Raw genomic sequence first — 24,345 nt, forward strand, 5'->3', positions numbered from 1 at the left:
AGGAGAAAGACTGATGCAGAGACCATCAGGTCCACGTCGTGAGCGACGCGAGCGTGGCGAGCGCTCATCTCGCCGCAAAATTTGTCAATTTTGCCACGACCACGTACGAGAAATCGACTACAAAGATGCAAGTCGCTTCATGAAGCGATACATTTCCGATCGCGGAAAGATCGAGCCCCGCCGTAAGACGGGCACCTGCGCCAAGCATCAGCGTGGTTTGAGCACTGCAATCAAGCAGGCCCGCTTTATGGCCCTGCTCCCCTACACTGCAGAACATATGCGTGGGATGTAATAACCATTGTTACTTCCTCGCTTGTAGCTGACAGTGGATCTGGAGGTGAAAGCCACAGGCTTTCCCTCCAGGTGCACCAGGGTCCTAACCTACTCGACATGGTATAGCACGGAAGATTGATTATCAGTTACACTGGTAATACTGATCAACACAGATACATGGGATCCTGCGACTCCGACTATCTTGAGCGGAGCCAGAAACCTCCACTCCGGCCAATCAAAGGGTAGCGGTCGGAACAGGACGAAACTGTATCGACCGTGCCAGGGAGACGGTTTCCCTGATGGCACAAGCCTGGGATATCCACGTTGGAGGTTTTGATGAACAATCAAACGACGCGTAGGGCTGAAAAGCAGCAGCCAACGCGTTCCGCCCAAACCAAGAAATATACCAGACAAACGGCGCACGTCGAGGCTCGTCGTGACGGCCAACCTCTTATTTTTGGCTGGGGAGGCCACCTCACAAGGACCGAGAAGACCCAGCTACAACGTTTAGGCATCTGGTCCTTTATTGGCCTTATCGTCCTTCTCGTTATTGCAGTATTTGTTGGTTATTGGATTAATCTTAATGTTATTATTCCTAATCAACCAATTGCTTCAGTCGATGGAAAGTCCATTCCCCAATCTGATTATCATAAATTGGTAGCGCTACAGGGCCAACTGGCCGAAAATCAGCTCAAAGGAAAGAATGGTCTACGTGCACAGGCCGATAACGCGAAAACCCAATCAACCCAGCAGCAAAAGGCTGTGGATGATGCCAAGAAAACGGTTGATGATTTAACCAAGAAGCTGAAAGCGCTACCAGCTAACTCCAGTCAGCGCGCCGATCTCCAGAAACAATTGGATACGGCCAAGACCAAGCAGTCGGATGCTGAAAAACAAAAAGCCACCACAGATGGCTCGTACAATAATCTGACGCAGCAAGCGACTTTGCAGGAATCCCTCTTTACGCAATCCCAGATCGGAACAACAAGTGCCCAGTGGCTACAAGAGGATCTGGTCATCAGCAAATGGTTAAACTCACAAAGCTCCGCAATCCAGAATAAGATTAATCCCAGTAGCAGTGCTGTGACAAAGGCTCTCAACGATCTGAAGGCAAACCTGCCAAAGGGAAAATCTTATGACAAGTTCCTGAGTGATTCAAACGTAAGTGATGGGGATATACAGACAATGATAACCCTGAAGTTACGTCGTGATAATACTCAGAATTATCTGGCATCACAAATCACCTCACCGGCTCGCCAGGTAAACGCGCGCGCCATCACGGTTGCCACTGAAAAGGACGCCAACGATATTCTGAAGCAATTGAAGGCGGGAGGCGACTTCCACAAGCTCGCTTCAGCGAAATCGGTGGACAACAATACCAAGGCGAAAGGTGGTGAACTTGGCTGGTTAGCCGCTGGCCAGTATATGCTGGATTACGGCTCTAATATCGGCGCGACCGTCGATAACTGGTTGATGGATCCAGCTCGTCAAAACAATCAATTCAGCCCGGTCTTGAAAGAGAACGGTACCTTCCATGTGCTGCAATTTGAAGGCTCAGATGCCAGTCGTGACATCGACGCTAACAAACTCAAGCAATTGAAGGACAATGCCTTAAAGCACTGGATTGAGACACAGAAAGCCAAAGGCGTGAAGTTCGGTGATCCCGACTCAACCAAACTGTTTGACGCCTCAAACATGCCCACCTGGATCCCGGCCTCACCGCCTAGCCAGCAAGGTGCTCCCGGCGCTGCTCCCGGCGGCGTTCCCGGCGCTGCACCTGGTGATGTTCCCGGTGGCGTTCCCAGTGGAGCGCAGGGCTAAGCCGTAAAAATGTACCTGTAGGAACGTTTCCTCTAGACGGATGACCGGCAGAGTGGCACAATGAATAGTAAAGCAAAGTTGTGTTAGCAGCAACTCTGTTCCGGTCATGTAGCGCGAAGCAGCAGTATAATGTATTGAGGAACGTTCCTACATACGTTTTACGCAATCTATTAAGGGATAATACAGCATCCATGACATCTATTGTCAAAGACACACACACACACACTCAAATACCACAATCACTATTACAAGCGACTGAACCAATCCAGGATCTCCTGGAGACGGCCTCTCTTTACTTGCATATACCTTTTTGTCATACGCGTTGTCATTATTGTGATTTCAATACGTTCGCTGGCCGGCTTCCTTTACGTGAACCATATGTTCGTGCATTGCTACATGAAATAGAGATGGCTGGCGTCATGGCCCGCCACGAAGATGGACGTCTACGCCGTGCGCGCACCATGTTTATGGGCGGCGGCACACCAAGTCTGTTAAACGTAGATCAGATCACACGTATACTGAATGCCTGCTTCCAATCTTTCGCTATTGATGCAGATGCAGAAATCACGATGGAAGCGAATCCAGGTACCTTGGATCAAGAACAACTACTGGGCATCCGCAAAGCAGGCATCAATCGACTGAGCATGGGGGCCCAGAGCTTCGATGAGGAGCTATTGAAAACACTGGGACGTATCCATAGTCCTCAGGAAATCGTACAAGCCGTCGAGTATGCACGCGCAGCCGGGTTCACATCTATCAATATAGATTTTATGTTTGGCCTCCCCAACCAGACCATGCAACACTGGCAGGAAACGCTGAAGCGGGCACTAGAATTGCGCCCGGAACACCTCTCGCTCTACTCACTTATCGTTGAAGAGGGTACCCCGTTCCAGGATTGGGTGAATGATGGTAGTATTGTACCCGGCGATGAGGATTTGTGCGCCGATATGTATGAGTATGCCGACGAGCTGTTACGCCAGGCTGGCTATATCAATTATGAGATTTCCAACTGGGCCTTACCCGGTCATCACAGCCGCCATAATCTGACCTACTGGCAGAATCTCCCCTACATTGGCATGGGTACTGGAGCCGCCTCAAGCTTTGCTGGACGCCGTTTCTCCAATGAGCGTGAGCCGCTCGATTATATTAAACTTGTTAAAGCCAATCAGCTACCGGAAGTTGAGAGCGAAGACGTAGGACTCGCACAGGCGATGTCTGAGACCGCCTTTCTCGGTTTGCGCACCGCCATGGGATTACACTTACCGACCTTTGCAACCCGGTTTGGACAACCGTTTTCGCAATTTGTAGGTGATCATCTACAGGATGTAGAAGCAGCTGGTTTATTAGAGTATGAGGACGATTGGCTCCGCTTAAGTACACGCGGCCGCCTGCTCGGCAACGAGGTCTTTTTACGCCTACTACCAGACTAAAAACAAGAGGAAGAGATACTTGGAATTATCACCTCATCTGGCGGACACCTGGGAAGTATATCCCGAACTGAGCAAAGAGCTGTTTCTCGCCGCCAAAGCAGCAGGTCTTGAGCCAATTCAAGCCCAATTGCTCTCTAATCGTGGCATCAAATCCGTGGAAGACATGACATCCTTTATCCGCGCCGCATACGAGGATACACGTGATCCACTTGACCTCATCGATATGCCACGGGCCGTCACACGCATTCAACGTGCACTCGCCGATCAGGAACATATTACGGTCTATGGTGATTATGATGCAGATGGTGTTACATCATCTGCATTGCTCTATCGCGCACTACGCAAACTGAAACAGACGAATAGCATCCTCGATTACCATATCCCTCATCGCCTCAAAGATGGCTGTGGCTTAAATCTGGCCGCTCTGGATATGCTTAAGGCTCGTGGTACCAGTTTGATCATTACAACCGACTGTGCCAGCTCTGATGTCGCCCAGGTGGCATATGCCAGACAACTGGGTATAGATGTTATCATCACAGACCACCACCATCCACCAGTTGAACTCCCTCAGGCATACGCCATGGTTAATCCCTGGCGTCCAGATTGTAGCTACGGCGGCCATTATCTGTGTGGCGTAGGAATAGCGTTTAAACTAACGCAGGCGCTCTATCGCGCTTATAAACGCACAAAGGAGGAAGAGTTAGAGCTATTAGACCTGGTGGCTATCGGTACAGTTGCAGATATCGCTCCCTTGCTTGGCGAAAACCATACATATGTACGTATAGGTTTAGATCGCTTAAATGCCACCAACAAACCTGGACTTAGAGCATTGATACGCAATGCGAATCTCCAGTCCGGCAAGGTCCGTGAGCGAGATATTGCCTTTGGCATTGCCCCCTGTATCAATGCCGCTGGCCGCATGAAGGAGGCGAGCATTGCCTTTGAGCTGATGATTACAGACGATATCCAGGAAGCCAACACCATCGCCGAGGAACTACGCCAGCTCAATATGCAACGACAACAGGAAACTGAGACCTTGATGAACAATGTCCGTGAACAGGCCGCGCTACATCCCGAGCACGCTGTAATTGTGGTCAACGGCAAGCACTGGCACGAAGGCATCATCGGCCTGGTAGCAGGCAAGCTAGCTGAAGAGAGTGATAAGCCCGTTCTGGTCCTGAGTGATGATCCGGAAACACAACGGAGCCGTGGCTCGGCCCGTAGTCAGAAAGGTTTTAATATCATCGAAGCCTTGAGTGGCTTTGCAACACGTCTGGAACGCTATGGTGGCCATGCACAGGCCGCTGGCTTCACGATTCGCAGTGAACGCATCGAAGAATTGCGCGCACATGTATTAAGCTGGCAAGAAAACGGTGGACCACCACATCCAGCATTGATCGAAGGCACGACACTACCCGATCCCACTGGTATAGTAACCGAACAGGAGAGTAGTGAGACCGCTCCGAGCATGATGCCAAAGATGATTGATCTTACCTTCACCAAAACCGCATTACTGACCTACGAAACCTACAAAAAGATCCGTGTCCTGGGACCATTCGGAGCCGGCAATCCAGATCCTGTCTTCCAGTTGCAACATGTCAATCTATTAGAGGCACGCACCAGTGGTCCTAACCGGCAAAATTTGTTGCTGCGTCTGGGTGTCACAAAAGGCAACGGCGAAAGTTCCTTACCACGATCCCTGACACGAGGCGAACAATTGCCACGCGGAACCTATACGCGCGGAGCCTCTGAGCTACCACGCTTCAAAAATGTGGAATATGTGGATATCATTTTCCGCATAGCATCCTCAGAAGACGATGCCAGGCCAGAAATCTGGCTCAAGATCCTGGCGGTCGAACCCAGTCCCGCAGAGGCATAAAAAATGCAGGAGGACCAGCAATGGTCTTCCTGCAATAAACACATTTCATTAAAACATTGATTATGCGCAAACAAGCTTAATTTTGTAGTTTACGGATAAATGCCTCGCAGTTCAGTGGCTTCTGCTACCCGGCTCACTGCAAGCAAGTAAGCGCCCATACGTAAGTGGGTATCTTGTGCCACCGCTTTTGCCATAACTGCATTGAAGGCACGTGTCATAATCGCTTCCAGGCGTTGATTAATCTCATTTTCAGACCAGAAGAAATGTTGTAGATCCTGCACCCATTCAAAGTAACTGACAGTCACACCGCCGGCGTTGGCCAGGATATCCGGTACGACCATAATGCCATTCTCATTAAGGATTCGATCGCCCTCAACATTTGTAGGACCGTTGGCGGCCTCGACTACCAGCCGAGCCTGTACGCGACCAGCGTTCTCTTTGGTCAGTTGATTCTCAAGGGCTGCCGGGATAAGAATATCACAGGGAAGTTCCAGCAACTCGCGATTGGTGACTGGTTCGGTGCCTGGCAAGCCACGCAGACTCCCATGTTCACGGGAAAAGCGCATCGCCATTGGAACATCGATGCCGCGAGGATTATAAACGCCACCACTAATATCACTCAAACCAATAACCTTACAACCTGATTCGTGTAAGAGGCGGGCAGTGATACCACCAACATTACCAAAACCCTGGATCACAACTGAAGAATTTTCAGGGGTCATATCAAGATGGCGCATAGCGGCTTTGGTAACAACCTGCACGCCACGTGCGGTGGCATCCAGCCGTCCTTCGCTTCCACCAATAGCCAGGGGTTTACCGGTGATAGTTGCTGGCACAGAATAGCCTTGATGCATCGAATAGGTATCCATCATCCAGGCCATAATCTGTGGATTTGTATTCATGTCGGGCGCTGGAATATCACTGTTGGGGCCCATCAGGATCGAGATCTCGGTCGCATAACGACGGCTGAGACGTTCAAGCTCCCCACGGGACATTTGATGAGGATCACAGATGACGCCACCTTTAGCGCCACCAAAAGGGATATCTACAACAGCACATTTCCAGGTCATCCACATGGCCAGCGCCCGAACCTCATCTAATGAGACCTCAGGACTGAAGCGGATACCGCCCTTGGCAGGGCCACGATTGATATTGTGCTGTACGCGGTAACCGGTATACATCTGCACGTCGCCGTTATCTAAACGGACCGGAAAATTTACAATGAGTTCGCGTTTAGGGGCGCGCAGAATGTTTCGCATAGAGCGAGATAGCCCAAGCCGTTCGGCTGCCTCGTCAAACTGAGTAACTGCCACGGCATAGGGATTAATAATATCGACAACCATGATAAAGGTGAACCTCCTCGAACCTGGTCATCATAGATAGAAAACCAGGCTGCTACGCTGCACGAAAAAGCCTCTTTGCTTCCCACTCTCTACCTGATAAGTTTAAAGCAATGACATATCATATATCTCATCAGATAAAACACCGCTATGCCAGGCACCAATCTCATAGGGCAAGGCGGCCTGGAAGCACTATTTACGCTGCCAGAATTGCCGTGATTGCCAAATCGATCAACGTCTGTCCACATACGCTTCAGCGATAGTATGTGTTTAACGGTAAAAACCCGCCTGTTTTGGGCGGGCTCATATCTGACCTATACGCTAATCAGTATATCACTAATCTTCAAAAATGAGCAAGTTTATATATCACAGTCACAGGGCTTTTTAATGTTCGCCCAAAGATCGCAGGGAGATCACTAGCAAGCGATCAGATGTACATTATTTCAGGTGTGTGGAGTGTGTGGTGTGTGGTGTGTGGCTGCAGCCGCGCACCACACACCACACACTCCCAACCCAGCGCCGCAGGCATCATGTTAGAGGTTTGGGGATGGAGATGGTTGTTAAATCGATGAGTATCGTAGACAAAGTTCTATAGCAGTGCATATAATGGAAGCAACACCTCCAGCGCTCAAACGGCGTGGGAGTTCTGTAGTATTTGATTTGTGAGCAATATCGCCAACATGCAATGGCGAAACAGAGGTGCAATTTTCTTATGCGTATCCGTGTTATTGGCGCCCCGATAGACTTAGGCGCAGACAGACGTGGGGTTGATATTGGACCCCGGGCTATCCGTTATGCTGGTCTGATTGATCAGCTACATCAGCTTGGCCATAGTGTCAATGATGTTGGCGATATCAACATCCCGCTTCCAGAGAATCAACCAACTGGTAATCCTCGCTTGAAATATCTTGAGCCAATTACCAAACTGGCGGAAGAGCTCGCTGACAGTGTTAGTGAGGCTGTGCGCGCGCAAGAGTTTCCGTTGATTCTAGGTGGCGACCACAGCATGTCTCTGGGTTCTATTAGTGGAGTGGCACGTGAACATAAAGATGTTGGTGTGATCTGGGTCGATGCCCACGCTGACTTTAATGTAGAAGACACCACACCCTCTGGCAATATCCATGGCATGATTCTGGCCGCGCTGGCAGGACTTGGCGATGAGCGCCTGGTTAATATCGGTGGCTGGGCCCCCAAAATTGATAAGAATAAGATTGTGATCGTTGGTGCTCGCGACCTCGATACAGGAGAGCAGAAGCTACTACGCGAACACAACATCCATGTCTTCACGATGTCAGATCTGGATCGCCGTGGTATTTCCGCGGTCATGCAGCAGGCTATCGAGATCGCAGGAGCCAACAATGGTCCTATCCATTTAAGCCTGGATATGGACTCACTGGATCCACATGAGGCTCCAGGTGTAGGAACACCTGTACGCGGCGGCTTAAGCTATCGCGAGGCCCACTTCGCGATGGAGATGCTCGCTGAGAGCCAGCGCGTCATATCAATGGATGTGGTAGAAGTCAACTCGATCCTGGACCGCGAGAATACGACCGCTCAACTGGCTGTCGAACTCACATTATCGGCCATGGGCAAGAAGATCTTATAACGTTGAAAAAAAGTTTCCGAGATCAGTCCTGCTACGTTATAGCTATATACCCCTGAGGTTGTAGACACATCAGTATCTTCTGCAACCTCATCTCAAACCACACTATTGAAAAAGGAGGAGACGATAAGTCGCAGCAGTGCAGCTTATCCACATAAGACTATGGATGCAAAAATGCTCTATATGAATGGTGAATACATTCCAGCCGAGCGTGGCTATATTTCCGTACGCACTCATGGCTTCGCCTATGGTACAGGTGTCTTTGAAGGCATTCGCGGCTATTGGAATACAGACCAGAAGCAGATCTATCTGTTCCGTCTGCGTGAACACTATGAGCGCTTACTTCGTTCATGCAAAATCATGCGCATCAGTCTACCCTACACGGTCGAGAGCCTGATCGAGAGTAGTGTAGAATTGGTGAGACGCAATGAGCAGCACCAGGATGTCTACTTGCGCCCTGTCGCGTATAAGGCCGATGAAATAATTGGCGTACGCTTACACGGTCTGAAGGATGATTACATCTTAACTTCAGAGCCCATGGGTAACTATGTCGAGATCGGCGGCCTACGCTGCGGCGTCTCTTCCTGGCGGCGTATCGACGATAATGCGATTCCGGCCCGTGCGAAAATCTGTGGTAGCTATGTGAATGCGGCCTTCGCCAAGACCGAAGCGATCCAGAATGGCTTTGACGAAGCAATCATGCTCAATCACGAAGGCCATGTCTCAGAGGGTAGCGCGGAAAACATCTTCCTGTTCCAGAACGGCGAACTGATCACACCGGCTCCTTCAGAAAACATTCTGCTGGGTATCACCCGTGACACCGTAATGCAACTGGCGAAAAACGAACTGGGCATCAACGTCCGTGAGCGCCAGATTGACCGTACTGAGCTCTATACCGCCGATGAAATCCTGCTCTGCGGAACCGGAGCCCAGATCGCACCAGTAGTGGAAGTAGATCATAATCCTGTTGGCACCGGCGCGGTAGGCCCCATCGGCCAGAAACTTCAGGATCTCTACTTTGACATCGTCCGTGGACGCAACAGCAAATACCAGGACTGGTGCACACCCGTCTACGCAGAAGTCGCTTCACAGCGCTAAGCTAGTAGTCTGTTAGACATCATGTGATGGGTAAGCGGGGATGCAAGGGGCGGCGGAGCTCCTTGACTGGGGGTGCGGGGGCACAGCCCCCGCACCCCCAACCTCGCCCGCGTAGCGGGCGCACCATCGATCAAGCGAAGTTTGACAAAGTACTAGACACCATAAAAAGAAGTCCTGTCGCTTAATTGCCGACAGGACTTCTTTTTGTGTTTTTACCCATGAAAGCGACAACAAGGTCGCCAACCGCTTGAAAACTAACGCTTTGTATACTGTGGAGCCTTACGAGCGCGTTTCAAACCTGGTTTCTTTCTTTCTTTCATACGTGGGTCACGTGTCAGGTAGCCAGCTTTACGCAGGGCCAACTTGAAATCAGGATTCAAGCGTACCAGGGCGCGAGCCAGACCATGACGGATAGCGCCAGCCTGACCGCTAGCACCACCACCGACCACACGAACGGTCAGGGTATAGTTGTTCAGATCGAGCACACGCATAGGCGCAGCTACTGCAGCCAGGTGTGTGTCACGCTGCCCAAAATAGTTATGGGCAGTTTTGCCATTGATAGTGATGCTACCATCGCCATTTGGGAAGACGCGTACGCGAGCTACAGCCGTTTTACGCCGTCCCATACCGTAGTAGTATTCACCCTTGATGGTATCAGCCAAGGTAGGTTCTCCTTCTTTACTTTGCCTCAGTAGCCTGCTTCAACAAAACCTCGGGGCCGGTCCAGATAACTGGCTTCTGAGCCTCGTGAGGATGGGTAGGGCCAGCGTAGATCTTCAAGCGTGACATCACCTGGGTGCCCAGGCGATTGTGCATAACCATACCGCGAACGGCATGCTCAAGAGCACGCTCTGGAAATCGGCCTTCCAGAGTCTGGCGCAAAGTTGTCTTCTTCAAGCCGCCAGGATACTGTGAATGGCGATAATAGATCTTCTGCTCCAGGCGATTGCCGGTTACAGCGATTTTATCAGCATTGATCACAACCACGAAATCCCCGCTATTGAGGTGTGGTGTGAAACTAGGTTTATGTTTACCGCGCAAGATCTGCGCGATCTGCGTTGCCACGCGACCAAGTATCTGACCCTCGGCGTCGATGACATACCAATTCGGCTGCAGATCAGCGGCCTTGGCGCTATATGTCTTCATCATCGTTCGTTACTCCAAACTTCTCCAGGATAATCAACCCGTACCAGACACAGCCCATGTGGTGGGGCCGCTGTACCTGGGTGCGTCTTCTCCGCACGTTGCACAATAGTCATAAATTCTTCAAGACTGAGACGCTTCTGTCCCACCAACAATAACGTGCCAACCATTCTACGAACCTGCCCCGTGAGAAAGGCATCGGCAGTAAAATCACAGTAAATGAGTTCATTCGCCTCTGGACGTAGGCAACGTGCTTCTAACATCGTACGAACACAGGAATGTGGTCCTGGTCTTAATGGATTCGATTTATAGGGGCTATGCCCGAACGCTCCAAAATCTTTAGTGCCCCGTAGCATCTGACAGGCTTGATTCATCAGATCCGCATCCAATGCCTTGGAGCAATGGTAGCTATATCTGGCCTTCAAGGCCGTCGGTGCCAGGTCATTCCAGATCGTATAGCGATAGGAACGACTACAGGCGCTAAAGCGAGCGTGAAACCTTTTTGGGACCTCACGCACCCACCGTACCACCACGGTGTTGGGTAAGATGGCATTCAAAGCACGTAACCATACCTCAGGTTCACGCTGTACCTCGGTGGAAAAAGTAATCACCTGTCCACTCGCATGTACACCGGCATCGGTCCGGCCAGCGCCATTCACCACAGAAAAGGCTCCACCAGAGACACGAGAAATCGCCAGCTCCAGGGCTCCCTGCACCGTAGGTCCATGGTTGGCAGCTTGGCGCTGAAAACCACGGAAATCGGTACCATCATACTCAATACCACAAGCTATGTTCATATGTTACAGTTCAATACCAAAGGGATAGACGCGATACACCAGGTTCCGCGATCAATATATCCCTATACCAGGGCAATCTGCGCGATTTCGGCAGCGTCACCTTTGCGGCGGCCAATTTTCGTAATACGGGTATAGCCACCAGGACGACCGAGATAACGAGGAGCCAGTTCTTCAAACAACTTTTTGACAACCAGCTCATCAGGCAAGGCGCTCAAAATCAGGCGGCGAGCATGCAGCTCAATAACCATCGACTGATAAGCAGCCTGCAAGGCCTTTTCAGCTTCGCTCTCATTAGGGAAGATCGCCAGCAGCTCCTCGCGACGGGCTTTCAACTTATCTTCATGGAATTTGCGGCCCTTATCAGTTAAAGGAGCCTTGTCCAATTTAGCGCGCTCCTCATTTGAACCAACGCTGTGCTTCAAAGAGAAACGGCCCTTGCGTGCAAATTCCAGAATCCTGGTAGCCTGAGCTTCATCAGATACAACAGTGGCCAGATGTTTGCGGGCCTCTTCACGGCCTTTTACAGCCATAGAAATTAACTTTTCAGCTTCACCACGGATCGCGCGTGCGCGCGCTTCAGTGGTCTGAATACGGTCATAGCGGATGAGACCTGCCATCAAGTTGCGGCGCGCAGAACGCCGACGTGGCTCTGGCATATTCATCCGGTTACCGGCAATTCGGTGCCTCACCTTATTCCTCCATTTCGTGATCGTCGTCAGAATCGGCTCCGACGGGGCTTGTGCGTGCATTAGGCAGGAAGTTCCGTGCAAGTAGGCGCTCACGCAGCTCCTGCAGACTCTTCTCACCGAAATTGCGTACACCGAGAAGATCTTCTTCATTCATTGAGAGAACCTGACCAACCTTCGTGATATTGCTACGCTTCAAACAGTTGTAAGCGCGCACCGAGAGATCAAGCTCCTCAATAGGAGTATCATAAATCTTCTGTGGGATGGGCAAGCTGCTCAAAGGTGCTTTGTCAATCTCAGGCACCTCGGCGCGATAATTAGCGAGCAAAGTAAAATGCCGCACCAGAATATCCGCACTTTGACGCAACGCCTCATCAGGCGTAATCGTACCATCCGTCGTAATTTCGAGCACAATTTTATCAAAATTTGTCATCTGCCCTACACGGGTGTGCTCAACGGTGTAATTCACCTTCTGCACAGGAGTGTAGATAGCATCAACAGGGATCACCCCGATAGGCTGGTCCTCTTTTGAGTCGGCAGGAACATAGCCTCTACCAGTCTCAACGACCAGCTCCATGTCGAGGCGAGCATTGTCATTATCGAGTGTTGCAATATGCAGCTCAGGATTAACAATCTCTACCGTACTGGGAGCGACAATATCAGCTGCAGTCACCTCGCGCTCACCGCTCACTTCCAGACGCATCGATACAGGATGGTCCGAAAAGGAGCGTAGGCGAAGACGTTTGACGTTCAGCACAATATCGGTCACATCTTCCATCACATAAGGGACGTCCTGGAACTCGTGTTGCACACCCTCGATCCGAATAGAGGTGACAGCCGCGCCGGGCAACGAAGACAGCAACACGCGCCGCAACGAATTACCCAGGGTCATACCATACCCAGCCTCTAACGGTTCAATATCATAGCTCGCATAATTTCCAAGAGTCTTTGTATTTTTAATGCGAGGCAGTGCAATATCTAGCAAGGTTATAACCTGCCTTTCTTTTTCTACCAGGTTCAGTAGTGCTCACATGACCTAAATAGCCAGGGAGACAGAGGCCAGAACGCTGGTAGTCCAAGAGTTCTTCGCCCTGATGCGATCCCGCGAAGGATCACCCAGGCACGGACCTAACCCTTCTAACACACATGCCAGCGACACTTGGCATCGTACCGTTTGTCGCATCAGCAAAGAGCGCGGGCGTGTGCCATGAAGTCTCCGCCGACTCAACCTATTATCGCTGATAATACTCAACCACCATCTGCTCATCAAATGGCAGCTCGAGGTCTGCTCGTGATGGAATGGTGACAACACGACCTGAAAGGTCATTGGTGTTCAAGCTCAACCAGGTGGGGACACCCTTCTGAGCGAGCAACAATGCACGTGTTTTGAAGTACTCAGTACCTTTACTGCGCTCACGAACAGTGATCACGTCGTTTGGCTTAGCAATGAAAGAAGGAATATCTGTCTTGCGGCCATTTACGGCAAAGTGACCATGATTGACCAGCTGGCGAGCCTGTGCGCGTGAATCGGCCAGACCCAGGCGATAAACCAGGTTGTCCAAACGCATTTCCAGAATCTGCAAGAGATTCTCGCTGGTCTTGCCGGGGCGAGTAGCAGCAGCACCGAAGTGCTTTACAAACTGACGTTCCAACACACCATAGGTGCGGCGTACACGCTGCTTCTCACGCAACTGTTTTGCATAGCCCGACTCTTTACGAACACGGCTGGCACCATGCTGACCAGGACGTGTGTTGCGGCGCTCAAGTGTACATTTTGTCATGCACTTGTCGCCCTTTAAGAAAAGTTTTACCCCTTCACGTCTGCACAATTTGCAGACGGGACCGGTATAACGTGCCATCTAGTTCTATCCTCCTCACCGATCAGTCCGGCTATACACGACGACGCTTGGGTGGTCGGCAGCCATTGTGCGGAATAGGTGTAACATCTGTAATTGAAGTGACTGAGAGACCGGCCTGCTGCAACGAGCGGATAGCAGCCTCACGGCCAGAGCCTGGACCTTTCACGAAGACATCAATCTGTCGCAGGCCATGCTCCATCGCTTTACGGGCTGCTGTTTCAGCAGTAACCTGAGCGGCGTAAGGAGTGCTCTTACGAGAGCCTTTAAAGCCCTGACCACCAGAGCTACCCCAGGAAAGCACATTCCCGTTTGGGTCGGTGAGGGTCACAATAGTATTGTTAAATGTCGCCTGAATATGGGCCTGACCACGGGGAACGGATTTCCGTTCACGCCGCCTGATCTTCCCAGCAGTTGGTTTCTTTTTGTCTGCCATTTTTACAATCTCTCTCCTGCGTTACGCTACTTCTTCGCTGCTTTCTTCTTACCAGCAACTGTACGTTTTGGACCACGGCGTGTGCGTGCATTTGTACGCGTACGCTGTCCGCGCACCGGCAGGTTACGACGGTGGCGCATACCACGATAGCAGTTGATCTCGATCAGCCGTTTGATATTCATATCAACTTCACGGCGCAGGTCGCCTTCAACTTTAAATTCGCGGTCAATTACTTCACGGAGACGATTGACTTCTTCTTCGGTCAGGTTTTTTACCCGTGTATCTGGATTAATACGTGTACGATCCAGGATCTTGCGGCTGGTTGTCAGCCCAACTCCGTAGATATAGCACAGCGAAATTTCCACACGCTTTTCTCGCGGAATGTCAACGCCGGCGATTCTTGCCATCTTTTCCTCCAGCTTTACGTTTCGACTTTCAATGCTGCTTGCTTACGCTCGAAACTTGAAACCCGAAACCTCTGATTAGCCTTGTTTCTGTTTATGTTTAGGATCTTTGCTACAAATGACCATTACCACACGTTTGCGGCGAATGATTTTGCAGCCATCACAGCGCGGTTTAACTGAGGCGCTTACTTTCATGTCTGCCTCTCCTCTTGTTGGGCATAAAAAACTTAAAAAGTTGATTAACCACTTCAGGGTTGCTTTCGCCAGTCATTGACGGCTTTAGAAAACAAAGAAGTGCAGGACGGAAGTAAAGGATCGCATGAACGGATCTTCGATGCTCCTTCTTATCCGGCCCGTTTATCGAAAAGACACCGATAGGAGAAAAGGAACAATGATGGGTATGCGTGCAGTCTAACGGACAGACCTGCACACGAACCAGCCAGAGGCTACATCATCGCGCACGCCATGTTATGCGCCCTCGTGTCAGGTCATAGGGGGACAGCACAACCCGCACCTTATCACCTGGAACGATACGTATGAAATTCATACGCATGCGACCCGATAGGACGGCCAGAACCTGATGGTTTTCGTCGATCTCTACTTTGAACATGGCATTGGGGAGGGATTCCAGTATCTTTCCCTCAACCTCAATTTCATCCTTCTTAGGCATAACATCCTTTCCCTAGCGGCGGGACTACATTCGCTACTACATGCATATATCTTAGCCAGATCTGCTCCGTGCGGCAGCCTTCGCACGAGCAACTGCGGATTATACTGCAGTTTCGATGCGCTTGAAAGTACAAAAGGGCAGCAGTATTTACTGCTGCAGCCAACTACGAATTATAGCATACTTTCTCTGAGGTGTCGAGTGGGAATTTTTTCTGGGGGATTGCACCACCATCCAGCACTAAGCGTGCGATTATCCGCCTCGCCATCAGTTCCAGCCAGGTATGCTTCTATGGCCGAACAATAGGCTCATCTTCGTTTTTAAACGAGTCAAGACACAACTGGTAACCAGCATAGCCTGAAGGAACCTTACACATCATAGCCACAGCTCTCTACCCGATATACTACGCTAGAAACAGTACCCCAAGCCATCCACTGGATAGCGTTAGCCTGGTACCACCGCTATAGCCATAAAGATTATAGTAACTAACTTACCTGACGTAAAGTACTTACGAACAATAGATTGATAAGATCAGTATAAAATCAATTGATAGAAGTAGCAAAGTTGCCTCTACTACTTCTATCAATTGCACTCGGATCTTATTTACAGGCTTTTACAGCGTGAATAAGATCTTTTGAGACCTGCTCAATATTGTGATTGCCATTCACAGTTTTCAGCTTATGCTGCTGTTCATAGTAATCTAACAAGCGTATCGTCTCATTAAAGAAAATGTCTAAACGTTTCTGGATTGCAGAACCTTGATCGTCGGCTCTTTGATACAATTCACTTCCATCCAGATCACAGATACCTGGGACTTTCGGAGGATTCGTGTCAATATTATACACATGTTGATTGGCCTGACAAATGTAGCGCCCCGATAAACGATGAAGCAGCTCTTCACGGGGAACTTCTAGATAAAGGCTACAATCGATAAACCGACCAACACGTAACAATCCCTGGTCAAGTGCTTGCGCCTGTGCAATAGTTCGAGGGAAACCGTCCAATAGGACTCCGTCTCGAACATACTTCTCCTGAGAAATATGTTCTAACACCATAGCTACGGTCAAATCATCAGGAACTAATTCACCACGATCGAAGTAGGACTGAGCTTTTTTACCAACCTCAGTGCCAGCTTCAGACGCTTTACGAAACAGGTCACCACTTGAAACATGATGCATACCAAGGGTCTGCGCAAGCCGTTTGGCCTGTGTTCCCTTTCCCGACCCCTGTGCACCTAAAAGGATAATATTCACGATTTTCCTCCGACGGAAATTCGAGGAAGAGCAGCATCGCTCTCCCCCATGAACAATAGACATTCAAGGGAAACCAGTGAAACAGCCACCTTAAAACCCCTTGTCTAGGAAAGAAAACCTGAATAGTTACGCATCACCATCTGGGACTCCAGCTGCCGCACCGTATCAAGCACAACACCCACTGCAATCAAGAGTGAAGCTGCACCTAACATCTGGCTTCCGCCAACACGCGCGATGAACGGCAAAACCGTAATCACTCCCAGGAACAGAGCTCCCGCCAGGGTGATACGATTCAGGATAGTCAAGAGGTAGCGACTGGTTGGCTCACCAGGTCGATAACCTGGAATAAATGCACCCTGTTTTTGCAGGTTCTCTGGAATATTCTGCTGCTGCCACAACACATACGCATAAAAATATGTGAAGGCGACGACCAGCGCAAAGTTGATAATCCAGTACCACCATTCGCTCGGATTAATCAAATAGAGAGAAATCCATAACGCGACGTCTTTAATCCAGGGTGTTTGACTGGTGCTCAGATAGCGAGCGATAACCGTTGGAAAGAGCAGCATCGAAGAGGCGAAGATGAGTGGAATCATACCCGCGCTATTGATCTGCATCGGAATATATGTGGTCTGCGCAGAACCGACCAGCATGCCGCGACCGACATTACGTTTGGTTGGATACTGAACAGGAACACGTCTCTGACCCAGGTAGATATAAATGATACCCAGGATAGTAATCGCACCGATGATCAAGAAGACACCAATGCTGACAACCGCGCCACTACCACCACTCTGGGCAGCGACAGCACCCTGCTGAACATACTTGGGCAGGTTACTGAGAATATTGGCCAGAATGATAATGGAGATACCATTACCGATGCCCTTCTCTGTAATCAATTCACCAAGCCAGACCAGAATCATCGTGCCTGAGATCAAGGAAGCCAGGATCGCAAAAGACTGCAACGCATACTGGGGATCAATCAAGCTGAAATTGGTCAGTACCTTCTCCTGCTGGAAAAGCGCACATTGTCCAATACCCTGAAGGAAGGCCAGAGGTACAGTAATAATACGAGTGATCTGACTGAAGCGCAGGCGACCCGACTCACCCTGGGTAGACAAGTTCTGCAGCGCCGGAATAATCGGCTGCAAAAGTTGCATCACGATGGTAGCAGTAATATAGGGGTAAACAGAGAAAGCAACAATCGAAAAGTTCTGCAAAGATCCGCCAGAAAATACGTCAAGCAAGCCGAGCAGCTGCCCAACCGGATTATCGCCCTTGTTAAAAAGACTGTTGAGGTTTTTCTGCTCATCAGGCGACAACGGAACGTTGATGTGGGCCAGGACGCGGAATACCAGCAACATTCCTAGAGTGAAGAGGATCTTTTTGCGCAGATCAGGGACTGTCCAGATGCTACGCAGTTTTTCCCACATGGGAGCCTCCTTTTGCGAAGAACGCAGACACAGCTAAGAGCATAGACAGTGGTTGATAGCGACAAGATGCCAGAGAGGATGATAAGATCACTCTCTGGCTCATACTACCTACTGCTCAGCTTCAGCTGTGTTTTTGTCCTCGTCCTTACGACGTTTGGTCTTTTCATAGACTCGGGTTGGGATGATCTCTACACTGCCACCGGCGGCCTCAATCTTGGCCTTCGCGCTTGCAGAAAATTTATGTGCATGCACGGTTAGAGCACGATCGAGCTCACCATCGCCAAGGACCTTGATCAGTCCTTTGCCTTGAGCGGCAGTCATCAGACCCTGACCAGCCAGTTCCTCAGGATGAACCTGAGAGCCAGCCTCAAACAACTCGAGGTCTACAATATTAATAATAGTATAGTCATCCCGGAAAACGGAAGTACCATTTCCAAGACCGCGTACAAATGGTAGACGCTTGGAGAGACGTGTCTGACCACCATTGAATGAGCGGTTAACATGTCCACCAGTACGTGCCTTCTGTCCTTTTGTACCACGACCGGCGGTCTTACCACGGCCGGAACCATGGCCACGGCCAACACGGCGCTCGGCCTTATGAGAACCGGGAGCGGGTCGCAAATCAGAGAGTTTCACTGATAATCTCCTCTACTTGAACCAGGTGGCTCACCTTGCGGATCATACCACGTATCACTGGCTGATCGTTGTGCTCAACTGTATGTTGCAGCTTGTGCAAGCCTAGAGCCCGAATCGTATCTTTCTGATCTTTTGGGTAGCCGATAGAGCTTCTGACCCATTTTATACGTAGCTTTGCCATTTAAAAAACTCCTATCGACGACGATCGCTACCACCGCGGTCATTCCCACCACGGCGATCATTACCGCCACGATCGTTGCCACCACGGCGATCACCACCACGCTCACGGCGGTTACTGGAAACCGCACGGCTCTCGCGGATCTCTTCCTCACGGGCGGCGCGTGCAGCGGCTGCCTGCTCAGCGGCGGCAGCATTAGCAGCGATGAGCTGCTCAGCACGTTTCTTACCCAAAAGCTCAACAACGGTTTTGCCACGACGTGCAGCTTCAACGTCAGCTGAACGCAGTTCGCGCAGGCCAGCAATACAAGCCTGGACCGTATTCGCCTTGTTGGTACTTCCCAGGGTCTTGGTCAGGATGTCACGGACACCGGCTGATTCCATTACCGCGCGAACAGCACCACCAGCGATAACACCAGTACCAGGGGCGGCTGGCTTTAACAGCACTTCGGATGCACCGAAGTTGCAGACAACAGCGAAAGGAATGGTCGTACCGGTCAAAGGAATCTCTACCAGATGTTTCTTGGCATCCTCTACACCTTTACGAATTGCCTCTGTATATTCGCCTGCTTTGCCGAAACCATAGCCCACATGTCCGTTGCGATCACCAACAACAACCAGAGCACGAATGCTAAAGCGTCGACCGCCTTTAACCACCTTGGAGACACGACTTACTTCTACCACTGTCTCTTCAAGGTTCAGTTTTGAAGCATCTATTCTTGCCATTTTTTCTGTCTTACTCCTCTAAATTCATGCGCGTTTTTCTAACGGATTGCAATACTTCTCTTCAGGACATCACTCGCCATTGTCTCTGTCGACGTTCTGTACAGCGTGTGTGCCTGGCAGCATCCATCCCGTTCTCACACGCACGAAAGGTTGCCTCGGGGGCCTAGAAGTCCAGGCCAACCTCACGGGCGCCTTCAGCCAATGCTGCGACACGTCCATGATAGGCATAGCCACCACGATCAAAGACAACCTGGGCAATGCCTTTATCTTTGGCACGCTGGGCGATAATTTTACCTACTTCGCGTGCAATAGCAACCTTGCGGTTACTGGAGATGCCAGCGAGTTGCTCAACAGGAGACTTCTTTTCTTTTTTGACGGCGGCAGGCTGCGCCGTACGAGGTTGCTTGGCACCTTTGCCTTTTTTGGCAGGTGCTTCAGCAGCAACTTCTTCAACTTCTGGCTGCTGCGCTTCTACTTCGCTGGCCTTTGTTGCGGAGGAAGACTGCTCTGGCTTAAAGTTTTGCAGGCTCTCATCCATGGATGATGCTGCAACCAACGTCTGGCCGATGGAGTCGTCTATAATCTGCGCATAGATATGCTGTCCACTGCGGAAGATATTCAAACGTGGACGTGACGAGGTACCCTCGAAGTGGCGTCGTATACGCTGGTGCCGCCGCAGCCGCGCCTTGTTGGCTTCAAATTTTTTAATCATAGTTTCATCACAAAAGATATACAGGCCATTTTTGTTCAAAATACAAAGAGGCTATCTTTTGCAATTCCCCTTTCTTTGGATACGCGCAATATGAAAAGCGTAGGGAGCGACGTGGTCGGCACTACGTCTCTCGTGTTACATACTTCTCATTGTCGCGTTTGACACATTGCTGGATGACATATCTGCTGGCCCCGGACATAGCGTGGCCTACAGATATAAAGGGATGGGTTTAATTATTTAGCCCACACCATAGTATCACAATCTGGCTAATGTCGCGAGTTTTCCCCTGCGACTCCTACACAGAAAGTCGTATCCGCGCACAATCCATCCAGATAGTACTAAGATAGATTGTATCACGGACACGAAGGATGCTAGCGTTACTTTTTCTTACCGCCGACTTTACCAGCTTTACCAGCTTTACGCCGAATCTTCTCACCAGCATAGCGAATACCTTTACCTTTATAAGGCTCGGGCTTACGCACGCGGCGGATATCAGCAGCAACTGCACCAACCAGCTGTTTGTCGATGCCAGTGACGCTAATTTTGGTAGCCTTGGTAGCTGCATCTACACCATCAACAGAAAGGGTGACACCCTCAGGTGCCTGAACCTCAATCGGATGGGAGTAGCCAACCAGGATCACCAGGTTTTTGCCAACCTTAGCGGCACGATAACCAACGCCATGGATCTCCAAAGATTTGGTATAGCCTGTGGTCACACCAATCACCATATTGTTGATCAAGGTGCGATACAGACCATGCTTTGAGCGATGCTCTCGGCTATCCGAAGGGCGGGAGACTGTCAGCTGGCCATCCTCAAGCTTTAAAGCTAATTCAGGATCGACCTTCTGGGACAGCTCACCTTTTGGACCTTTAACAGTTACAACATTGTCATCGGTCCAGTTCAACTGTACCTTTGGTGGGACAGCAATTGGAGAACGTCCAATACGAGACATGTGATACCTCCCTCTACCAAACGTAGCAGATGACTTCGCCGCCAAGACCCTGCTTGTAGGCGTTCGAACCGGTCATCAAGCCCTTTGGTGTCGAAAGAATCGCTACACCCAATCCACCGCGTACGCGAGGAATGTTGGCCTGCTTGGTATAGACACGCAGACCTGGTTTGCTCACACGCTTCAATTGTGTTACGACAGGTTTCTTCTCTGCATAACGCAATGTCAGGCGCAAGGTACCCTGTGGATTATCTTTCAGGATCTCGATGTCCTTAATATAGCCTTCTTCTTTGAGCACGCGCGCAAGACTCAGCTTCATTTTCGATGCTGGAATCAAAACGCGAGTATGCCGTGCTGTGGCCGCATTACGAATGCGCGTAAGCATATCCGCAATGGGATCAGTCATATTCATGGATGTTCCTCCATATCATGTAGCAGTCAAAGCACCCAGGCTTTCTTGCAACATGTCCTTTCATCTTCGCGATTCTACCAGCTCGATTTGGTCACACCGGGCAGCTCACCGCGTAACGCACGCTCGCGGAAGCAGATACGGCAGAGACCGAATTTGCGCATATATGCACGTGGTCGGCCGCAGACCTGGCAGCGGTTATGCTGCTGCACCTTAAATCGGGGCTTGCGCTGCGACTTCACAATCATTGAAATTTTTGCCATTCCGCCCTCCAGCGTTACTTCTTAAAGGGCATGCCCATCAATGCGAGCAGCCGTCGGCCTTCCTGGTCGGTTGTTGCCGTCGTCACAATGGTGATTTCCATACCACGCAACTTGTCAACTTTATCATAATCGATCTCAGGAAAAACCAGTTGTTCACGCAAGCCCAATGTGTAGTTGCCGCGTCCGTCGAAAGCGTCCGGGGAAACACCCTGGAAGTCACGGATACGTGGCAGGGCCACGTTCAATAATTTATCAAGGAAGTATTCCATGCGAGCACCGCGCAAGGTCACCATACAACCGATCTGCATACCTTCACGTAATTTGAAGGCCGCAACCGATTTCTTGGCGCGCGTAATCACAGGGCGCTGCCCTGTGATCGCGGCCAGATCGGCGACAGCAGCATCCATCGCCTTAGCGTTCTGGATTACTTCTCCCATGCCGATATTGACGACAACCTTATTGATGCCGGGAACCTGCATAGGATTCTTATAAGAGAATTCTTTCTGCAGAGCAGGCACAACTTCCTGGCGATATCGCTCTTTAAATGCTGTTGCCATAATTCTTAACTCCTCGTGTGGTCTGCAATAACCTTATGGCAGTGCTTACATACACGCACAGGACGTACCTTCTGGTCGGCCCCAAGGGGACGACGCTCAATACCCACACGGGTAGCCTTGCCGCACTCAGTGCAGAGCAACATGACGTTTGAGACATGTAAGGGCATAGCCTTCTCAATCACGCCACCTTGCCGTGTCTGGCCCTGTGGGCGGATATGTTTCTTCACAACGTTCAGGCCCTCAACAATAACTTTGTTAGCCTGAGGAAGCGCGCGCGAAACAGTCCCTTCCTTTTTCCTATCTTTACCAGCAAGAATGACGACTCGATCGCCCTTCTTAATGTTCATTTTGATAAGATGCAGGGGCTTTTTATTTTTTAAATGTGTTGCCATCTTCTTCCCCGTTAGAGCACTTCAGGTGCGAGCGAAACGAGTCGTGTGAAGTTTTTCTCACGTAACTCGCGGGCCACTGGTCCGAAGATACGCGTGCCACGTGGATTGTTACCAGCAGCAATAATCACGGCAGCGTTCTCATCGAAGCGAATGTGTGAACCATCGGGGCGTGAATATTCTTTGGAAACACGCACCACAACAGCATTTACAACTTCGCCCTTTTTCACCTGTCCATTTGGCGTAGCCTGCTTAACAGAGGCTTTAATTACATCGCCAACTTCGGCATAGCGTTTGGCTGAACCACTCATAACGCGAATGCACATAATTTCTTTTGCGCCAGTGTTGTCGGCGACTTTCAGGCGTGTCTGTGGCTGAATCATCTGTCAATTCTCCCTATTCCGCCGACTCAGCGGTCTCGTCCTTCAGGTTAGGATCGACCTCAGCCACAACTTGTTCCACTGGAACAATGCCGGAACCGTGTTTTACGATTTCGACCAGACGCCAGCGCTTTAATTTACTCAGCGGGCGGCTCTCTTCGATACGAACCAGATCGCCTTCCTGACAAATGTTGTTCTCATCATGCGCATGGAAGCGTTTTGTCTGTTTGTACGTACGCTTGTAGATGCGATGCTTTTTCAAGGACTCGACGACAACAACAATCGTCTTATCCGTTTTATTGCTAACCACACGACCGACTTTTTGCTGACGGCGGCTCGTTTTCTGAGCCGCAGCCATAGCCTGTTCAGGTGTGATCGCGTTGGATTGCTGTGTCATTATTGCTCATTCTCCAATATGGTTAGGCGATGTAGGAGACGCGCGATATCTTTACGAGTCTCTGCAAAGACACGGCTGTTTTTTACTTCACCGCGCTGCTGTTGCAAACGGAGGTTGAACAGTTTCAAGCGCAGATCTTTCAGCTCATTCTGCGCTTCACCAACCGATAAATCTGCAATCCGTTTACGGCTGTCTTTAAGCTTCGACACTCTCCGCCTCCCCTCGTGTAATAAAGCGGGTCTTCACGGGCAATTTGTGACCAGCCAGGCGCACAGCTTCTTTCGCAATTGCTTCGCTCACGCCACCGATCTCAAAAATGATACGGCCAGGTTTAACGACCGCTACCCAGTGATCAACAGCACCTTTACCGCTACCCATACGGGTTTCAGCAGGTTTGGCGCTGATAGGCTTGTCAGGGAAAACACGGATCCACACTTTACCACCACGCTTCATGAAGCGGGTGAGCGCAATACGTGCTGATTCGATCTGACGAGCTTCCATCCAGCAGGCCTCAAGGGCCTGCAAACCATATTCGCCAAAAGAGAGCGTGCTGCCGCGTAAGGCTTCGCCTCTCATACGTCCACGGTGCTGTCGACGATATTTTGTACGTGATGGTGCCAATAACATGGC

31 protein-coding genes and 1 pseudogene are annotated in these 24,345 nt (G+C 50.4%); 6 read left to right on the top strand and 26 right to left on the bottom strand.

Features of this window, described 5'->3' with window-relative positions:
- Nucleotides 1–13 precede the first annotated feature (13 nt).
- The 4 genes from rpsR (at nucleotide 14) to recJ (ending at nucleotide 5,403) form a co-directional block, all read left to right on the top strand.
- Entirely contained in the window at nucleotides 14–292 is a 279-nt protein-coding gene (gene rpsR / locus EL633_RS07810) for a 30S ribosomal protein S18 (RefSeq protein WP_126549923.1), read from the top strand.
- Nucleotides 293–609: 317 nt separating this feature from the next.
- Entirely contained in the window at nucleotides 610–2,094 is a 1,485-nt protein-coding gene (locus tag EL633_RS07815; RefSeq protein WP_126626650.1) for a peptidylprolyl isomerase, read from the top strand.
- A gap of 191 nt (nucleotides 2,095–2,285) precedes the next feature.
- On the top strand, nucleotides 2,286–3,524 hold the full coding sequence (gene hemW, locus EL633_RS07820; protein ID WP_126626651.1) for a radical SAM family heme chaperone HemW: 1,239 nt from the start codon (nucleotides 2,286–2,288) through the stop codon (nucleotides 3,522–3,524).
- Nucleotides 3,525–3,543: 19 nt separating this feature from the next.
- Nucleotides 3,544–5,403: a single-stranded-DNA-specific exonuclease RecJ gene (gene recJ / locus EL633_RS07825; RefSeq protein WP_126626652.1), complete on the top strand. Its 1,860-nt coding sequence runs from the start codon at nucleotides 3,544–3,546 to the stop codon at nucleotides 5,401–5,403.
- Between the two features lie 89 nt (nucleotides 5,404–5,492).
- Here recJ and EL633_RS07830 read toward each other — a convergent pair whose 3' ends face one another.
- Nucleotides 5,493–6,746 (bottom strand): Glu/Leu/Phe/Val family dehydrogenase, encoded by a 1,254-nt coding sequence (locus EL633_RS07830; RefSeq protein ID WP_126626653.1) that lies wholly within the window; start codon nucleotides 6,744–6,746, stop codon nucleotides 5,493–5,495.
- A 709-nt stretch (nucleotides 6,747–7,455) separates the two neighbouring features.
- Between EL633_RS07830 and rocF the strand changes: the two genes are divergently transcribed.
- Nucleotides 7,456–8,349 carry an arginase gene (rocF, locus tag EL633_RS07835; protein WP_126626654.1) on the top strand — a complete coding sequence of 298 codons (894 nt, stop codon included), beginning with the start codon at nucleotides 7,456–7,458 and terminating at the stop codon, nucleotides 8,347–8,349.
- Nucleotides 8,350–8,508: 159 nt separating this feature from the next.
- Nucleotides 8,509–9,444 (top strand): branched-chain amino acid transaminase, encoded by a 936-nt coding sequence (locus tag EL633_RS07840; protein WP_126626655.1) that lies wholly within the window; start codon nucleotides 8,509–8,511, stop codon nucleotides 9,442–9,444.
- A 254-nt stretch (nucleotides 9,445–9,698) separates the two neighbouring features.
- On the opposite strand, the gene rpsI is transcribed toward EL633_RS07840, so the two are convergent.
- The 25 genes and pseudogenes from rpsI to rplP all read right to left on the bottom strand — a co-directional run bounded on the left by rpsI (nucleotide 9,699) and on the right by rplP (nucleotide 24,342).
- Nucleotides 9,699–10,070 carry a 30S ribosomal protein S9 gene (gene rpsI / locus EL633_RS07845; RefSeq protein ID WP_126629372.1) on the bottom strand — a complete coding sequence of 124 codons (372 nt, stop codon included), beginning with the start codon at nucleotides 10,068–10,070 and terminating at the stop codon, nucleotides 9,699–9,701.
- 52 nt (nucleotides 10,071–10,122) lie between these two features.
- On the bottom strand, nucleotides 10,123–10,590 hold the full coding sequence (rplM, locus tag EL633_RS07850; RefSeq protein ID WP_371865555.1) for a 50S ribosomal protein L13: 468 nt from the start codon (nucleotides 10,588–10,590) through the stop codon (nucleotides 10,123–10,125).
- Nucleotides 10,590–11,384: a tRNA pseudouridine(38-40) synthase TruA gene (gene truA / locus EL633_RS07855; protein ID WP_126626657.1), complete on the bottom strand. Its 795-nt coding sequence runs from the start codon at nucleotides 11,382–11,384 to the stop codon at nucleotides 10,590–10,592. The genes rplM and truA overlap by 1 nt, the downstream gene beginning before the upstream one ends.
- A gap of 62 nt (nucleotides 11,385–11,446) precedes the next feature.
- On the bottom strand, nucleotides 11,447–12,073 hold the full coding sequence (locus EL633_RS07860; protein ID WP_161982028.1) for a bL17 family ribosomal protein: 627 nt from the start codon (nucleotides 12,071–12,073) through the stop codon (nucleotides 11,447–11,449).
- Nucleotide 12,074: 1 nt separating this feature from the next.
- The gene (locus EL633_RS07865; RefSeq protein ID WP_126626659.1) at nucleotides 12,075–13,055 is read right to left on the bottom strand and encodes a DNA-directed RNA polymerase subunit alpha; all 981 of its coding nucleotides are present in this window, start codon (nucleotides 13,053–13,055) and stop codon (nucleotides 12,075–12,077) included.
- A 247-nt stretch (nucleotides 13,056–13,302) separates the two neighbouring features.
- Nucleotides 13,303–13,929 (bottom strand): 30S ribosomal protein S4, encoded by a 627-nt coding sequence (gene rpsD / locus EL633_RS07870; RefSeq protein ID WP_126626660.1) that lies wholly within the window; start codon nucleotides 13,927–13,929, stop codon nucleotides 13,303–13,305.
- Between the two features lie 31 nt (nucleotides 13,930–13,960).
- The gene (gene rpsK, locus EL633_RS07875) at nucleotides 13,961–14,362 is read right to left on the bottom strand and encodes a 30S ribosomal protein S11 (protein ID WP_126626661.1); all 402 of its coding nucleotides are present in this window, start codon (nucleotides 14,360–14,362) and stop codon (nucleotides 13,961–13,963) included.
- A gap of 26 nt (nucleotides 14,363–14,388) precedes the next feature.
- Nucleotides 14,389–14,769 carry a 30S ribosomal protein S13 gene (rpsM, locus tag EL633_RS07880; protein ID WP_126626662.1) on the bottom strand — a complete coding sequence of 127 codons (381 nt, stop codon included), beginning with the start codon at nucleotides 14,767–14,769 and terminating at the stop codon, nucleotides 14,389–14,391.
- 75 nt (nucleotides 14,770–14,844) lie between these two features.
- A complete protein-coding gene (gene rpmJ, locus EL633_RS07885; RefSeq protein ID WP_126626663.1) occupies nucleotides 14,845–14,961 on the bottom strand; it encodes a 50S ribosomal protein L36 in 117 nt (38 codons plus the stop codon).
- 256 nt (nucleotides 14,962–15,217) lie between these two features.
- Nucleotides 15,218–15,436, bottom strand: a complete 219-nt coding sequence (gene infA, locus EL633_RS07890) for a translation initiation factor IF-1 (RefSeq protein WP_126626664.1) — start codon at nucleotides 15,434–15,436, stop codon at nucleotides 15,218–15,220.
- Nucleotides 15,437–16,032: 596 nt separating this feature from the next.
- The gene (locus EL633_RS07895; RefSeq protein WP_126626665.1) at nucleotides 16,033–16,686 is read right to left on the bottom strand and encodes an adenylate kinase; all 654 of its coding nucleotides are present in this window, start codon (nucleotides 16,684–16,686) and stop codon (nucleotides 16,033–16,035) included.
- Between the two features lie 104 nt (nucleotides 16,687–16,790).
- Nucleotides 16,791–18,119 (bottom strand): preprotein translocase subunit SecY, encoded by a 1,329-nt coding sequence (gene secY, locus EL633_RS07900; RefSeq protein WP_126626666.1) that lies wholly within the window; start codon nucleotides 18,117–18,119, stop codon nucleotides 16,791–16,793.
- Between the two features lie 108 nt (nucleotides 18,120–18,227).
- Nucleotides 18,228–18,755: a 50S ribosomal protein L15 gene (rplO, locus tag EL633_RS07905; protein WP_126626667.1), complete on the bottom strand. Its 528-nt coding sequence runs from the start codon at nucleotides 18,753–18,755 to the stop codon at nucleotides 18,228–18,230.
- Entirely contained in the window at nucleotides 18,742–18,936 is a 195-nt protein-coding gene (gene rpmD, locus EL633_RS07910; RefSeq protein WP_126626668.1) for a 50S ribosomal protein L30, read from the bottom strand. The genes rplO and rpmD overlap by 14 nt, the downstream gene beginning before the upstream one ends.
- A gap of 224 nt (nucleotides 18,937–19,160) precedes the next feature.
- A pseudogene (rpsE, locus tag EL633_RS07915) lies at nucleotides 19,161–19,658 on the bottom strand (30S ribosomal protein S5); the annotation flags it as partial.
- A gap of 163 nt (nucleotides 19,659–19,821) precedes the next feature.
- Nucleotides 19,822–20,370 (bottom strand): 50S ribosomal protein L18, encoded by a 549-nt coding sequence (locus tag EL633_RS38360; RefSeq protein ID WP_443090056.1) that lies wholly within the window; start codon nucleotides 20,368–20,370, stop codon nucleotides 19,822–19,824.
- Between the two features lie 377 nt (nucleotides 20,371–20,747).
- The gene (gene rplF / locus EL633_RS07925) at nucleotides 20,748–21,323 is read right to left on the bottom strand and encodes a 50S ribosomal protein L6 (protein WP_126626670.1); all 576 of its coding nucleotides are present in this window, start codon (nucleotides 21,321–21,323) and stop codon (nucleotides 20,748–20,750) included.
- A gap of 13 nt (nucleotides 21,324–21,336) precedes the next feature.
- On the bottom strand, nucleotides 21,337–21,732 hold the full coding sequence (rpsH, locus tag EL633_RS07930) for a 30S ribosomal protein S8 (protein WP_126626671.1): 396 nt from the start codon (nucleotides 21,730–21,732) through the stop codon (nucleotides 21,337–21,339).
- Between the two features lie 74 nt (nucleotides 21,733–21,806).
- Nucleotides 21,807–21,992 (bottom strand): type Z 30S ribosomal protein S14, encoded by a 186-nt coding sequence (locus EL633_RS07935; protein ID WP_126549944.1) that lies wholly within the window; start codon nucleotides 21,990–21,992, stop codon nucleotides 21,807–21,809.
- Between the two features lie 14 nt (nucleotides 21,993–22,006).
- Nucleotides 22,007–22,549 (bottom strand): 50S ribosomal protein L5, encoded by a 543-nt coding sequence (gene rplE / locus EL633_RS07940; RefSeq protein WP_126626672.1) that lies wholly within the window; start codon nucleotides 22,547–22,549, stop codon nucleotides 22,007–22,009.
- Nucleotides 22,550–22,554: 5 nt separating this feature from the next.
- Entirely contained in the window at nucleotides 22,555–22,896 is a 342-nt protein-coding gene (rplX, locus tag EL633_RS07945; RefSeq protein ID WP_126629374.1) for a 50S ribosomal protein L24, read from the bottom strand.
- A 56-nt stretch (nucleotides 22,897–22,952) separates the two neighbouring features.
- Nucleotides 22,953–23,321, bottom strand: a complete 369-nt coding sequence (gene rplN, locus EL633_RS07950; RefSeq protein WP_126626673.1) for a 50S ribosomal protein L14 — start codon at nucleotides 23,319–23,321, stop codon at nucleotides 22,953–22,955.
- Nucleotides 23,322–23,334: 13 nt separating this feature from the next.
- The gene (gene rpsQ, locus EL633_RS07955) at nucleotides 23,335–23,715 is read right to left on the bottom strand and encodes a 30S ribosomal protein S17 (RefSeq protein WP_126626674.1); all 381 of its coding nucleotides are present in this window, start codon (nucleotides 23,713–23,715) and stop codon (nucleotides 23,335–23,337) included.
- Nucleotides 23,715–23,924: a 50S ribosomal protein L29 gene (gene rpmC / locus EL633_RS07960; RefSeq protein WP_218027441.1), complete on the bottom strand. Its 210-nt coding sequence runs from the start codon at nucleotides 23,922–23,924 to the stop codon at nucleotides 23,715–23,717. The genes rpsQ and rpmC overlap by 1 nt, the downstream gene beginning before the upstream one ends.
- A complete protein-coding gene (gene rplP / locus EL633_RS07965; RefSeq protein WP_126626675.1) occupies nucleotides 23,911–24,342 on the bottom strand; it encodes a 50S ribosomal protein L16 in 432 nt (143 codons plus the stop codon). The genes rpmC and rplP overlap by 14 nt, the downstream gene beginning before the upstream one ends.
- Between the last annotated feature and the right edge of the window lie 3 nt (nucleotides 24,343–24,345).

The organism is Dictyobacter alpinus (assembly GCF_003967575.1).
Taxonomy (GTDB): domain Bacteria; phylum Chloroflexota; class Ktedonobacteria; order Ktedonobacterales; family Ktedonobacteraceae; genus Dictyobacter; species Dictyobacter alpinus.